Raw genomic sequence first — 13,286 nt, forward strand, 5'->3', positions numbered from 1 at the left:
GTTGTTCCTGCCCATGTTTCTGCCCAGGTCATGAGCTCGACGAAGAGCTCTTGAGACGAGGAGTTGGTCCCGCATGGCCGCCGAACTGACCGCGCACGAGCTCATCGCCAAGCACCGGCCGACCCTCGACCAGGCGCTGGAAGCGATCCGCACGCGTGCGTACTGGTCCCCGCATCCCGAGCACCCCAAGGCCTACGGTGAGAACGGCAGCCTGGACATGGCCGCGGGCAAGGCCGCCTTCGACGCCGTCCTGGGCACCCGCCTCGACCTCGGCCAGCCCGGCACGGACGACTGGGTGGGCGGCGAGGTCTCGCCGTACGGCATCGAGCTCGGCGTGGAGTACCCGCACGCGGACGTCGACGTGCTGCTGCCCGCCATGCGGGCGGGCCAGAAAGCATGGCGGGACGCGGGCGCGGAGGCGCGCGCGGTGGTCTGCCTGGAGATCCTCAAGCGGATCAGCGACCGGACGCACGAGTTCGCGCACGCCGTCATGCACACCAGCGGCCAGGCGTTCATGATGGCGTTCCAGGCGGGCGGCCCGCACGCGCAGGACCGCGGCCTGGAGGCGGTCGCGTACGCCTACGTGGAGCAGGTGCGCACGCCCGACACGGCGGAGTGGACCAAGCCGCAGGGCAAGCGCGACCCGCTCGCGCTCACCAAGCAGTTCACGCCGGTCCCGCGCGGGATCGCGCTGCTGATCGGCTGCAACACCTTCCCGACGTGGAACGGCTATCCGGGCCTGTTCGCCTCCCTGGCGACCGGCAACGCGGTCCTGGTCAAGCCCCACCCGCGCGCGGTGCTGCCGCTCGCGCTCACTGTGCAGGTCGCGCGTGAGGTCCTCGGCCAGGCCGGCTTCGACCCGAACCTGGTGGCTCTGGCCGCCGAGCGCCCCGGCGAGGGCATCGCCAAGACGCTGGCGACCCGGCCGGAGATCCGGATCATCGACTACACGGGCTCGACCTCCTTCGGCGACTGGCTGGAGGCCAACGCCCGGCAGGCGCAGGTCTACACGGAGAAGGCCGGCGTCAACACGGTGCTCGTGGATTCGACGGCGAACTACAAGGGGATGCTGTCCAACCTGGCCTTCTCGCTGTCCCTGTACAGCGGCCAGATGTGCACCACCCCGCAGAACCTGCTGATCCCCCGTGACGGCATCCGTACCGAGGAGGGGCCGAAGACCTTCGACGAGGTCGTCGCCGATCTCGCCCGCTCCGTCGACGGACTGCTCGGCGACGACGCCCGCGCGAACGCGCTCCTCGGCGCCATCGTCAACCCGGACGTGCAGGCGCGGCTGGAAGCGGCCGCGGGTCTCGGCGAGGTCGCCCTTGCGTCGCGGGAGATCAGCAACCCGGAGTTCCCGAAGGCCGTGGTCCGCACGCCCGTCATCGTCAAGCTCGACGGCGCCAAGCCGGACGACGAGGCCGCCTACATGAGCGAGTGCTTCGGCCCGGTCTCCTTCGCCGTGGCAGTCGACTCGACGGCCGACGCGCTGGAGCTGCTGCGGCGCACCATCCGCGAGAAGGGGGCGATGACCGTCGGGGCGTACACGAGCGACGAGGAGCTCGAGCGGGCGGTCCAGGAGGTCTGCCTGGAGGAGGCAGCCCAGCTGTCGCTGAACCTGACCGGCGGGGTGTACGTCAACCAGACGGCCGCCTTCTCCGACTTCCACGGCTCGGGCGGCAACCCGGCGGCCAACGCCGCGCTGTGCGACGGGGCGTTCGTGGCCAACCGTTTCCGGGTCGTCGAGGTGCGGCGGGAGGCCTAGAAACCGCTGGCGCTCCAGTGGTAGAGCGTCATCGCCACGCTGGTCGCCAGGTTGTAGCTGGAGACCTGGGGGCGCATGGGCAGGGACAGCAGATGGTCGGCACGCGCGCGTAGGGCGGCCGACAGGCCGCTGCGCTCTGATCCGAACGCGAGGACGGCGTCGTCCGGAAGCTTCGTCCCCCGGATGTCGTCGCCCTCCGGGTCCAGGGCGAACAGCGGCCCCTCGGGCAGTTCCTCCACGGTCAGCCGTTCCACCGCCGTCGCGAAGTGCAGCCCGGCCCCGCCGCGGACGACCGTCGGGTGCCAGGGGTCCAGCGTGCCGGTGGTGACCACGCCGGTCGCTCCGAAACCGGCGGCCAGACGGATCACCGCGCCCGCGTTGCCCAGGTTGCGCGGGTTGTCCAGGACCACGACCGGGGCGGTGCGGGGGCGGCGCGCCAGCGTCTCGAGATGCGCCGCGCGGGGCGGTCGTACGGCCAGGGCGGCCACCGCCGTGGCGTGCGGGCGTTCGACGAGGCCGCGGTACGTGGGCTCCGGCACCTCGGTCAGGAGCGCGGCCAGCGGGTCCGTGACGTCGGGGGCCAGCTCCTCGGCGAGGGCGAGCGCGGCCGCCCGGTCCACGGCGACCGCCACCGGGATCTCCGCTCCGAAGCGCACGGCGTGCTTGAGGGCGTGGAAGCCGTCGAGCAGGACGGAGGAGTCGGCGAGCCGGCGCCAGAGGGTCACGGGGTCGGTCATGGCGTGCAGCCTACGTGCGCGTGCCCGGGGTGTTCACGCCGTGGAGTTCGCGTGCGTGGGCTCGGGGTTCTCCGGTGTCCGCGGCTCGGGCACCGCCGCACGGCCCGACCGGGCACGGGTACGCGCGCGTGCGGCCCAGCCGCCCAGGCGGCGCAGGAACGACGTCGGCAGGAAGACCGCGTCCGTCGCGATCATGGCCAGCGAGAAGAACGGCAGCCCGAGGACCACGGCGATCACGGCGTGCTCGGTCATCATCGCCGCCAGCAGGACGTTCTTCACCCGCCGGTTGAACAGCGTGAACGGGAAGGCGACCTGCACGATCACGGTCCCGTACGTCACCAGCATCACCATCGTGCCGCTGGAGGACAGTAGGTCGGCGAGGCCCGGCCAGGGCGAGAAGTAGTCGAGGTGGAGCGGGTAGTAGACGGCGGTACCGTCCTGCCAGCGCGAGCCCTGGATCTTGTACCAGCCGGCCGTCGCGTAGATCAGACAGGCCTCGGCCATGATCACCAGCAGCGCGCCGTTGTGCGCGACGTTGGCCACGACGTCCGCCAGGATCCGCGGTTCCCGGCTCCTGGCCCAGCGGGCGACGGCCCACCGCACGGCCTGCGCCACCCACACCAGCCACAGGATGACCGGCACGGTCGGGTCGGTGCCGTCGAAGCGGCCCCCGGCCGTCACCGCGACCAGGACGAACCCGAGCACGCCCCACAGGGCGGGACCGAACCGGTCCGCCACGCCCTCGCCACGTGCGCGTGCCTCACGCGTGCGCCGTGCCCGCCGCGCGTCCAGCGACCACACCTGGCCGCAGCGGGTGAAGACGAGATAGACGGACATCAGGTGCAGGACGTTGTCACCGCCGTCGCCGATGAAGACGCTGCGGTTCTGCAGGGAGAGCACACCGACCATGAACAGCACGGACATGGTGCGGGTGCGCCAGCCGAGCAGCAGCAGGACGCTCGCCAGCAGGGCGAACGCGTAGACCAGCTCGAACCAGAAGCGCCCGCTGGACCACATCAGGGCCGTGAAGGCGTGGTTGTCGGCGATCAGTCGCTGGGCCAGGTCCCAGCTCCACGGGGCGTCGGGTCCGTACATCTCCTGGCGGTGCGGGAACTCGCGGAGCAGGAACAGCAGCCAGGTCGCGCTGAAGCCGATGCGGACCACGGCGGTCTGGTAGGGGCCGAGGGCCGCGTCGGTGACGCGGGCGATGCCGGCCGAGACGGCCAGAGCGAAACGGTTCACTCCGCGCCCTCCTCGGCGTCGGCGGCCGAGACCGGCCACCAGGGCAGCACGCGGTACATCGGCTGGTCGGAGAGCTTCTCGCCGCTCCACTTCGGGGGCTGGACGTTGGTGGTGCGCGAGCGGACCTGCACCTGGATCACCGAGCCGCTCTTCCCGGCCGCGTCGTCCCGGTCGAGGCGCAGCGCCACGATGCGCCGCACATACGCCTCGGACAGGGAGCCGCGCAGGCCCGAGGGGCGGTTGTCGGCGTCATGCGTGGCGAGGAAGAAGTCCCAGGCCCGGCGCAGTTCGTTCTGCTGGGTGTGGCTGGGCAGCAGGTTGCCGTCGATGGCCCGGCCGTCCTCGGCCGACAGGTCGTACCAGCCGGTGGTGCGCACCCCGCCGTCCGTCGCGCGCACCTCGGCGCGGGCCTGGACCGCGATGTTCTGCTGCAGCGGGTTGGGCGCGAACAGTTTCCAGTTCTGTTCGAACTCCGGGTAGATCCATTCGTCGATCGCCTTGCCGTGCCGCTGGGTGACCGTGTTCGCCGGCGCGACGTGCAGGAACACCATGCCGATGTGCACGCAGACGACGGCGGCGACGACGGCGAGTGCGAGGGCGGCGCCTATCTGGTAGCGCGGGGAGAGGGCGGCGACACCGGTCCGGGGCTCGGTGTAGGGGCCGGTGCGGGGGGCGGGGTCCGGCTCGGGTGCGGGTGAGGGGGGCTCGGGCGGCGCGGACCGCTGCTCGGCCGTCCCGTCCGGTTCACCCGGCTCGGGCAGGCCGCCGGGCCCGTCCGGCACACGCCGGGCGTCCGACCCTGTGTCGTACGCGTCCATTCCGCCCCGATCCCCAATCCCGGTCCGTCTTCGGCTGCCCGGCCGCGGGCACCGCACCACACGGGCCCGCCGCACCACCGCACTCGCACGCGAACGGTACTCAGACCCGCCCGCGAGGCACAGTCCCCTCCTGCGGAGCCCGGCCCGTCCTACCGGACCGGCCAGGCGGCGCGGACCGGATCCGCGTTTTCCACAGGGCATGCCCGCAGGTTGTCCACAGCGGTTGACACCTTACGGCGCCCGACCGACCATGGAATCGCACGAACCGAACGATCGGTCGGGAGCCGATTCCGGACAGAACCCAGGTCGAGGGGGACCGCATGGCCACAGCAGCCGCGCACAAGGCGTACGGCACCGAGGAGGAACACGAGGGCACCGCCGCCTACGAGCGTGCCTTCGACGCCGCCGTGGCCGCGGACGAGCGCATCGAGCCGCGGGACTGGATGCCCGACGCCTACCGCGCGACGCTGGTCCGGCAGATGGCCCAGCACGCCCACTCCGAGATCATCGGCATGCAGCCGGAGGCCAACTGGATCACGCGCGCGCCCTCCCTGCGCCGCAAGGCCATCCTGATGGCCAAGGTCCAGGACGAGGCGGGCCACGGGCTCTACCTCTACAGCGCGGCCGAGACCCTCGGCACCAGCCGCGAGGAACTGCTGGACAAGCTCCACTCCGGCCGCCAGAAGTACTCGTCGATCTTCAACTACCCGACACTGACCTGGGCGGACGTCGGTGCCATCGGCTGGCTGGTGGACGGCGCGGCGATCACCAACCAGGTCCCGCTGTGCCGCTGCTCGTACGGACCGTACGCGCGCGCCATGGTCCGCATCTGCAAGGAGGAGTCCTTCCACCAGCGCCAGGGCTACGAGTTGCTGCTCGCCCTCAGCCGCGGCACCCCCGAGCAGCACGCGATGGCCCAGGACGCGGTGGACCGCTGGTGGTGGCCGTCCCTGATGATGTTCGGCCCGCCCGACGACGAGTCGGCGCACTCCGCGCAGTCGATGACGTGGAAGATCAAGCGGCACTCGAACGACGACCTGCGCCAGCGCTTCGTCGACATCTGCGTACCCCAGGCCGAGTCACTGGGCCTGACCCTGCCCGACCCGGACCTGAAGTGGAACGAGGAGCGGGGACACCACGACTTCGGCCCGATCGACTGGACGGAGTTCAAGGAAGTCCTCAAGGGCAACGGACCGTGCAACGAACAGCGGCTCACCCAGCGCAGAAAGGCCCATGAAGAGGGCGCCTGGGTGCGCGAGGCGGCCGCGGCCTACGCGGCCAAGCACAGCGACGACACGAAAGCGGAGCAGGCATGACCAACACCGACTGGCCCCTGTGGGAGGTCTTCGTGCGCTCGCGCCGGGGCCTGTCCCACACCCACGCCGGCAGTCTGCACGCGCCGGACGCGGAGTTCGCCCTGCGCAACGCCCGCGACCTGTACACCCGGCGCGGCGAGGGCGTCTCGATCTGGGTCGTCCCCTCGGCCGCGATCACCGCGTCCTCCCCGGACGAGAAGGACCCGTTCTTCGAGCCGGCCGCCGACAAGCCGTACCGGCACCCGACGTTCTACGAGATCCCGGAGGGGGTGAAGCACCTGTGACGACGACCGTTCCCACGGCTGCCGCCCTCGCTCTCGGCGACGACGCCCTGGTGCTCTCGCACCGTCTGGGCGAGTGGGCCGGCCACGCCCCGGTCCTGGAGGAGGAGGTCGCCCTCGCCAACATCGCGCTGGACCTGCTCGGGCAGGCCAGGGTGCTGCTGTCGACGGTGGGCGACGAGGACGAGCTGGCGTATCTGCGGGAGGAACGCGCCTTCCGCAACCTGCAGTTGGTGGAACAGCCCAACGGCGACTTCGCCCACACCATCGTCCGCCAGCTGTACTTCTCCACCTACCAGCACCTGCTGTACGCCGAACTGGCCGCCGGAGAGGGCCCGTTCGCCGGTCTCGCCGCGAAGGCCGTCAAGGAGGTCGCCTACCACCGCGACCACGCGGAGCAGTGGACCTTGCGGCTCGGCGACGGCACGGACGCCAGCCATGAGCGGATGGTGCGGGCGGTCACGGCACTGTGGCGCTTCACCGGCGAGATGTTCCAGCCGGTGGAGGGGCTGGACGTCGACTGGGCCGGGATGGACACCGCCTGGCTGGAGTCCGTCGAGGCCGTGCTTCGCCGGGCGACCCTGCCCCTCCCGGAGGGGCCGCGTTCCGGCGCCTGGTCGGCCGGTGCGGGCCGTCAGGGCGTGCACACCGAGCCGTTCGGGCGGATGCTCGCCGAGATGCAGCATCTGCACCGCAGCCACCCGGGGGCGTCATGGTGACGACGACCCCGCTGGAGGCCGAACTCCTCGAGATCGCAGGCTCGGTGCTCGACCCGGAGCTGCCGGTTCTCACCCTTCAGGAACTCGGTGTCGTACGGGCGGTGCATGTGCGCGGCGCGGACTCGGTCGAGGTGGAGCTGACTCCGACGTACACCGGCTGCCCGGCCATCGAGGCGATGTCCCTGGACATAGAGCGGGTGCTGCGGGCCCACGGCATGCGCGAGGTCGCGGTCCGCACGGTGCTGCGGCCGGCCTGGTCGACGGACGACATCACGGCCGAAGGGCGGCGCAAACTCCGGGAGTTCGGGATCGCGCCGCCGCGCTCGGCACGTGACTCCGGGCCGGTGACCGTCGGGTTGGGACCGACCCGCACCCTCGCCGACGAACCCGCACCCCGGCCCGAACCCGTCCGCTGCCCTCACTGCGGCTCCCCCGACACCGAGTTGCTGAGCCGTTTCTCCTCCACCGCGTGCAAGGCACTGCGTCGCTGTCTCGCCTGCCGTGAACCCTTCGACCACTTCAAGGAGTTGTGATGGCCCGCTTCCACGCGCTCCCGGTGGCGGCGGTCGACCGGCTCACCGACGACTCCGTGGCCCTCACCGTGACAGTTCCGCCCGAACTGCGCGAGGAGTACCGGCACGCGGCCGGCCAGCACCTCGCCCTGCGCCGCGTCGTCGACGGGGTCGAGATACGCCGTACGTACTCGATCTGCTCCCCGGCGCCCGACGCGGACGGGCCGCGCACCCTGCGGGTCGGCGTGCGGCTGGTGGAGGGCGGGGCCTTCTCGACGTACGCGCTCAAGGAGATCAACGTCGGTGACGAGCTGGAGGTCATGACCCCGGCCGGCCGCTTCACCCTCGACCCGGCGCCCGGTCTGTACGCGGCCGTCGTCGGCGGGAGCGGCATCACCCCGGTGCTGTCGATCGTCTCGACACTGCTCGCGCGCGAGCCGGAGGCGCGGTTCTGCCTCATACGCAGCGACCGGACGGCCGCCTCGACGATGTTCCTGGAGGAGGTCGCCGACCTCAAGGACCGGTACCCGGGACGGTTTCAGCTGGTCACGGTGCTGTCCCGGGAGGAACAGCAGGCGGGGCTGCCGTCCGGGCGGCTCGACCAGGAGCGGTTGACCGGGTTGCTGCCCGCGCTGCTGCCGGTGGACCGGGTGGCGGGGTGGTTCCTGTGCGGCCCCTACGGACTGGTGCAGCAGGCGGAGCGGACGCTGCGCGGCGGCCTCGGTGTCCCCCGGGCCCGTATCCACGAGGAGATCTTCCACGTGGACAGCGCCCAGCCGGTCACCGGCACCACCATCGGCGCCGCCCCCGCGCACAGCACGGTCACGGCCCGGCTCGACGGGCGCGGCGGGACCTGGCCCGTGCAGGACGGTGAATCCCTGCTCGACACGGTGCTGCGCAACCGGCCCGACGCTCCGTACGCCTGCAAGGGCGGGGTGTGCGGGACGTGCCGCGCCTTCCTGGTCACCGGCGAGGTGCGCATGGACCGCAACTTCGCGTTGGAGCGGGAGGAGACGGAGGCGGGATATGTGCTGGCGTGCCAGTCCCATCCGGTGACGGAGAAGGTGGAGCTGGACTTCGACCGGTGAACACCGGTGGAGCGCCGGCCACCGGCGGAACCCCGGTGGAACGCCGGCCACCGACGGAACCCCGTTGGAACGCCGGCCACCGACGGAACCCCAGTGGAACGCCAGCCCCGACCGGCAATACCGGCGGAGCGCCGCCCCCGCATTGGCCCGCATTGGCCGTCGGCAGCCCGTTCCCTTCTTCTAGAACCTGTTCTATCTTGACGGTCCGTCAGATCAGCGGACCCTCCGGAGGGACAGGACCGTGGACTTCACCTTCACCGAGGAGCAGCAGGCGGCGGCCGAGGCGGCACGGGGGGTGTTCGCCGGGGTCGCGCCGGACACGGTGCCCTCTCCCTCGCTGGTCACGGGCGCCGTCGCCGAGGACTTCGACCGTTCGCTGTGGGGCAGGCTCGCCGAGGCCGACCTGCTGAGTCTGCTGCTGGACGCGGAGTACGGCGGGGCGGGGCTGGACGCCATCGCGCTGTGCCTGGTGCTGCGCGAGTCGGCGAAAGGACTGGCGCGGGTGCCGTTGCTGGAGAGCGCCGCGGCCACCGCCGCCGTACAGGCCTACGGCGGGCCGGAGTTGAAGGCGGCGCTGCTGGAGCGGGCGGGGCGGGGCGAGCTCGTGCTGGCCGTCGCTTCGAACGGCCGCACCGGTCACGACGGGGCCGAACTCGCCGTCACCGCCCGACAGGACGGCGACGACTGGCTGCTGGACGGGGTACAGACCGCGGTGCCGTGGGCGCACACCGCCGACCTCGTCCTCGTACCGGCGCGGACGGCGGCGGACCGGACCCTGATCGCCGTGGTGTCCGGCGACCACGAAGGGGTCGTGCTCGGTGAGCAGATCTCCACCGCGGGGGAGCGGCTGGGCGAGCTGCGGCTGGAGTCGGTGAGGATCGCGGCCCGGGACGTGATCGACGCGGACGGGGCCTGGGAGTGGCTGCGGGAGGTGCTGACGACCGGGACCTGTGCGCTCGCGCTCGGACTGGGTGAGCGGGTGCTGGAGATGACCAGCGACTACGCCGGCAAGCGGGAGCAGTTCGGACATCCGATCGCCACGTTCCAGGCGGTGGCGGTACAGGCCGCCGACCGCTACATCGACCTCCGCGCCATGGAGGCCACGCTCTGGCAGGCCGCGTGGCGGATGGCCTCCGGGGCGTCCGGCGCGCTGCCCGCCTCCGGTGACGTCGCCGTCGCCAAGATCTGGGCGTCGGAGGGGGTGCGGCGGATCGTTCAGACGGCACAGCATCTGCACGGCGGGTTCGGCGCGGACGTCGAGTACCCGCTCCACCGGTACCACGCCTGGGCCAAGCACCTGGAACTGTCGCTCGGCCCGGCGGCGGCACACGAGGAGGCACTGGGCGATCTGCTGGCGGCGCACCCCCTGGGCTGACGGCCGCTGGTCCCCTGGGGCTAAAGCACGAACCCGGGTCGGCCCTCGTCCGTCACCACCGGTCGGCCCGCGGCGGCCCACACCTGCATGCCGCCGTCGACGTTCACCGCGTCGATGCCCTGCTGAACCAGATACATCGTGACCTGGGCCGAACGGCCGCCCGAGCGGCAGATCACATGCACGCGGCCGTCCTGCGGCGCGGCCTCCGTCAGCTCGCCGTAGCGGGCCACGAACTCGCTGATGGGGATGTGCAGGGCGCCTTCGGCATGGCCCGCCTGCCACTCGTCGTCCTCGCGGACGTCCACCAGGAAGTCGCTGTCCTTGAGGTCCGAGACCCCGACCGTGGGCACACCAGCTCCGAAACTCATACCCCGACGCTACCCGACGCCGCCCGAGGCCCCCGCCCGGCTACTGCTCGAGCAGCGTCGCCAGCTCCTGTTCCCGCAGGGCGACGTCCGCCAGGAGCTGTTCGGCGATCTCGTCGAGGAGACGGTCCGGGTCGTCGGGAGCGAGCCGGAGCATCGATCCGATCGCGCCCTCTTCCAGCTCCTTGGCCACCAGCGTCAGCAGCTCCTTGCGCTGGGCGAGCCACTCGAGGCGGGCGTACAGCTCCTCGCTGCGGCTCGGGCCGCGCTCCACCGGCGCCGGTCCCTTGGCCCACTCCTCCGCCAGCTCGCGCAGCAGGGCCTCGTCGCCACGGGCGTAGGCACCGTTGACCCGGGTGATGAACTCCTCACGGCGCGCCCGCTCGGCGTCGTCCTGGGCCAGGTCGGGGTGGGCCTTGCGGGCGAGTTCGCGGTAGAGCTTGCGGGCCTCGGCGCTGGGGCGCACCCGCTGCGGAGGGCGTACGGGCTGCTCGGTGAGCATCGCCGCGGCCTCCGGGAACAGGCCGTCGCCGTCCATCCAGCCGTGGAACAGCTCCTCCACGGCCGGCATCGGCAGCACCCGGGCACGCGCCTCGTCCGCCTTGCGACGGTCCTCGGGGTCGCCGGTGCGGGCGGCCCTGGCCTCGGCTATCTGCGCGTCCAGCTCGTCGAGGCGGGCGTACATCGGACCGAGCTTCTGGTGGTGCAGCCGGGAGAAGTTCTCGACCTCGATACGGAAGGTCTCGACCGCGATCTCGTACTCGATCAGCGCCTGCTCGGCGGCCCGCACGGCCCGCTCCAGCCGCTCCTCGGGGCGCGGCGCACCGTCCTCGGGCGTCGGCTGCGTCTCACCGGCGACCCCACCCTGCTCAGCTTCCGGGCTCGTCACCCGACCAGCGTAGGCCACGCCGGGAGCAGCCCGGCCTGCCCTCCGACGGCGACGCCGCGGGGGACGCCGGTGCGACCGGAGAGGAGCACCTCACGGGCACCGCTCACGCGGCCACCACCTCGCCGGACATCACGGCCTCACGCACCCCGCTGGACACGACGCTCCCACACACCCGCCGGACGTCAGTCCCTCCAGACATCACACCCTCACACCCCCATCTCCGCCGCCACTCTCCCGGCCCGAACCGCCGTCACGAAATCGGCGTGGTCGGACTCCGTGCGGTCGGCGTAGGCGACGGCGAAGTCGGCGATCGCCTCGTCCAGTTCCTCGTTCTTGCCGCAGTAGCCGGCGACCAGGCGCGGGTCGGCGCTGTGGGAGTGGGCCCGGGCCAGCAGGGCGCCGGTCATCCGGCCGTAGTCGTCGATCTGGTCGGCGGCCAGTGCCGCGGGGTCGACACTCCCCTTGCGGTTGCGGAACTGCCGTACCTGGTAGGGCCGTCCGTCCACCGAGGTCCAGCCCAGCAGGATGTCGCTGACGACCTGCATCCGCTTCTGGCCGAGCACCACCCGGCGCCCCTCGTGCTCGACGACCGGCGCCTCGAAACCGGCGGTCACCAGGTGCGGCACCAGCGCAGAGGGGCGGGCCTCCTTCACCTGCAGCACCAGCGGCTCACCGCGGTGGTCCAGCAGGAGCACCACATAGGACCGGGTGCCCACGCTTCCCGTGCCGACGACCCGGAAGGCGACGTCGTGCACCGCGTGCCGGGCGAGGAGCGGGAGGCGGTCCTCGGACAGCGTGTCCACGTAACTCTCCAGGGACGCGGCGACGGCGGCCGCCTCCTCGTCCCCCACCCGTCGCAGTACCGGCGCCGCGTCCACGAACCGGCGGCCGCCGTCCTCGTGCTGCTGCGTCGCCTTCGCCGCGAACCGCCCACTGGTGTTGGCCCGCGCCTTCTCGGAGACCCGCTCCAGCGTGCCGAGCAGATCATGGGCGTCGGTGTGCGAGACCAGTTCCTCGTCCGCGATCGCGTTCCACGCGTCCAGCACCGGCAGCTTGGCCAGCAACCGCATCGTGCGGCGATAGGCGCCGGTCGCGTCATAGGCCGCCTTGCGGCACTGGGTCTCGTCGGCGCCGGCCTCCCGGCCCGCGAGCACCAGCGAGGTGGCGAGCCGCTTCAGGTCCCACTCCCAGGGGCCGTACACCGTCTCGTCGAAGTCGTTCAGGTCGATCACGAGGTCGCCGCGCGCGTCGCCGTACAGGCCGAAGTTGGCGGCGTGGGCGTCCCCGCAGATCTGGGCGCGGATCCTGGTCATGGGCGTGCGCGCGAGGTCGTACGCCATCAGGCCCGCCGAGCCGCGCAGGAACGCGAAGGGGGTGGCCGCCATCCGGCCCGCCCTTATCGGGGTGAGGTCGGGGATGCGGCCGAGGTTGGACTCCTCCACCGCGGCGACCGCGGCGGGCCGCCCCGCGTCGAGGTCGAGCTCGGCGTGCGCCCGGCGCGGGACCAGCTTGCGCAGCGCCTTGCCCTCCTCCTTGGGCGAGCCCTCCACCGGCCACTCGGCGAATCCGCGCACCCGCGGCAACCGCCGCGCACCCGACGCCGCTGTCACAGGCGGCACGGTCGCCGACGCCGCTGTCGCCTCCGCCGCTGCCACCGCTCCGCTTTCGGTCACACCGACCGCCTCCCCCGCACTCGCACGACGCACGCCCACCACCGGGCGCCGACGGACATCTAGACGAACCTCAGGACGAACCTCAGGACGAACATCAACTCGTGCCGACCGTACCGCCGGCGACGAGAACGCGTCAGACCCTGTGGACAACTCCGAACCTGTGGAAAACCCCGCCCGGCGACGGCCCGACCGACCCGTGTGATTGTCCTCACCAGGTAATACGCCTCACACCGATCCGGACAACGCGAAGGCCCCCAGGTCTGGAACCTGGGGGCCTTCGGCTGGTGCGCGAGGGGGGAGTTGAACCCCCACGCCCTTGCGGGCACTGGAACCTGAATCCAGCGCGTCTGCCTATTCCGCCACCCGCGCATTGGGTGTGTCCTCCGGCTCCTTGCCCTTGTGGGCTGGCGCCTTCCGACACGCAGAACATTAGCACGCTGGCAGGGGTGGGTTCACATCGCTTTCCCGGGGGCAGCCGCCGACCAGGGAGGTCTTCCGATCCCGGC

General features: G+C 71.9%; 13 protein-coding genes and 1 tRNA gene. 7 read left to right on the forward strand and 7 right to left on the reverse strand.

The features are described from left to right. The first annotated feature begins 73 nt into the window (after positions 1-73). Positions 74-1,765 carry a phenylacetic acid degradation protein PaaN gene (gene paaN, locus ABZZ74_RS29520; RefSeq protein WP_356770010.1) on the forward strand — a complete coding sequence of 564 codons (1,692 nt, stop codon included), beginning with the start codon at positions 74-76 and terminating at the stop codon, positions 1,763-1,765. Here the strand turns inward: paaN and ABZZ74_RS29525 are convergent. From ABZZ74_RS29525 to ABZZ74_RS29535, 3 genes are read right to left on the reverse strand one after another with little or no spacing between them, the layout of a single operon-like run. Next, positions 1,762-2,502, reverse strand: coding sequence for a TrmH family RNA methyltransferase (locus ABZZ74_RS29525; RefSeq protein WP_356770012.1), 741 nt, complete (start codon positions 2,500-2,502; stop codon positions 1,762-1,764). The two genes, paaN and ABZZ74_RS29525, sit on opposite strands and share 4 nt — an antisense overlap. Positions 2,503-2,535: 33 nt before the next feature. Beyond that, positions 2,536-3,744, reverse strand: a complete 1,209-nt coding sequence (locus ABZZ74_RS29530) for an HTTM domain-containing protein (protein WP_356770014.1) — start codon at positions 3,742-3,744, stop codon at positions 2,536-2,538. Further along, positions 3,741-4,562, reverse strand: coding sequence for a DUF5819 family protein (locus ABZZ74_RS29535; RefSeq protein ID WP_356770016.1), 822 nt, complete (start codon positions 4,560-4,562; stop codon positions 3,741-3,743). Before ABZZ74_RS29535 ends, ABZZ74_RS29530 begins: the two co-directional genes overlap by 4 nt. Positions 4,563-4,882: 320 nt before the next feature. Between ABZZ74_RS29535 and paaA the strand changes: the two genes are divergently transcribed. The 6 genes from paaA (at position 4,883) to ABZZ74_RS29565 (ending at position 9,853) form a co-directional block, all read left to right on the forward strand. Beyond that, positions 4,883-5,878, forward strand: coding sequence for a 1,2-phenylacetyl-CoA epoxidase subunit PaaA (gene paaA, locus ABZZ74_RS29540; protein WP_356770018.1), 996 nt, complete (start codon positions 4,883-4,885; stop codon positions 5,876-5,878). Next, a complete protein-coding gene (gene paaB / locus ABZZ74_RS29545) occupies positions 5,875-6,162 on the forward strand; it encodes a 1,2-phenylacetyl-CoA epoxidase subunit PaaB (protein ID WP_133043987.1) in 288 nt (95 codons plus the stop codon). The genes paaA and paaB overlap by 4 nt, the downstream gene beginning before the upstream one ends. Continuing rightward, a complete protein-coding gene (paaC, locus tag ABZZ74_RS29550; RefSeq protein WP_356770020.1) occupies positions 6,159-6,878 on the forward strand; it encodes a 1,2-phenylacetyl-CoA epoxidase subunit PaaC in 720 nt (239 codons plus the stop codon). Before paaB ends, paaC begins: the two co-directional genes overlap by 4 nt. Beyond that, on the forward strand, positions 6,872-7,411 hold the full coding sequence (gene paaD, locus ABZZ74_RS29555; protein WP_356770022.1) for a 1,2-phenylacetyl-CoA epoxidase subunit PaaD: 540 nt from the start codon (positions 6,872-6,874) through the stop codon (positions 7,409-7,411). Before paaC ends, paaD begins: the two co-directional genes overlap by 7 nt. Continuing rightward, entirely contained in the window at positions 7,411-8,478 is a 1,068-nt protein-coding gene (locus tag ABZZ74_RS29560) for a 2Fe-2S iron-sulfur cluster-binding protein (RefSeq protein WP_356770024.1), read from the forward strand. The genes paaD and ABZZ74_RS29560 overlap by 1 nt, the downstream gene beginning before the upstream one ends. A gap of 241 nt (positions 8,479-8,719) precedes the next feature. Next, positions 8,720-9,853, forward strand: coding sequence for an acyl-CoA dehydrogenase family protein (locus tag ABZZ74_RS29565; protein WP_356770026.1), 1,134 nt, complete (start codon positions 8,720-8,722; stop codon positions 9,851-9,853). Positions 9,854-9,873: 20 nt separating this feature from the next. Here ABZZ74_RS29565 and ABZZ74_RS29570 read toward each other — a convergent pair whose 3' ends face one another. From ABZZ74_RS29570 to ABZZ74_RS29585, 4 genes are all read right to left on the reverse strand, one after another. Beyond that, entirely contained in the window at positions 9,874-10,203 is a 330-nt protein-coding gene (locus tag ABZZ74_RS29570) for a rhodanese-like domain-containing protein (RefSeq protein WP_208785366.1), read from the reverse strand. A gap of 58 nt (positions 10,204-10,261) precedes the next feature. After that, a complete protein-coding gene (locus ABZZ74_RS29575) occupies positions 10,262-11,107 on the reverse strand; it encodes a J domain-containing protein (protein ID WP_356770028.1) in 846 nt (281 codons plus the stop codon). Positions 11,108-11,313: 206 nt separating this feature from the next. Next, the gene (locus ABZZ74_RS29580) at positions 11,314-12,726 is read right to left on the reverse strand and encodes a DUF2252 domain-containing protein (protein WP_356770120.1); all 1,413 of its coding nucleotides are present in this window, start codon (positions 12,724-12,726) and stop codon (positions 11,314-11,316) included. 336 nt (positions 12,727-13,062) lie between these two features. Continuing rightward, positions 13,063-13,149, reverse strand: a tRNA-Leu gene (locus ABZZ74_RS29585). Positions 13,150-13,286 lie beyond the last annotated feature (137 nt).

Origin of the sequence: Streptomyces sp. NPDC006476, assembly GCF_040612015.1 — a bacterium.
Lineage (GTDB): Bacteria > Actinomycetota > Actinomycetes > Streptomycetales > Streptomycetaceae > Streptomyces > Streptomyces griseorubiginosus_B.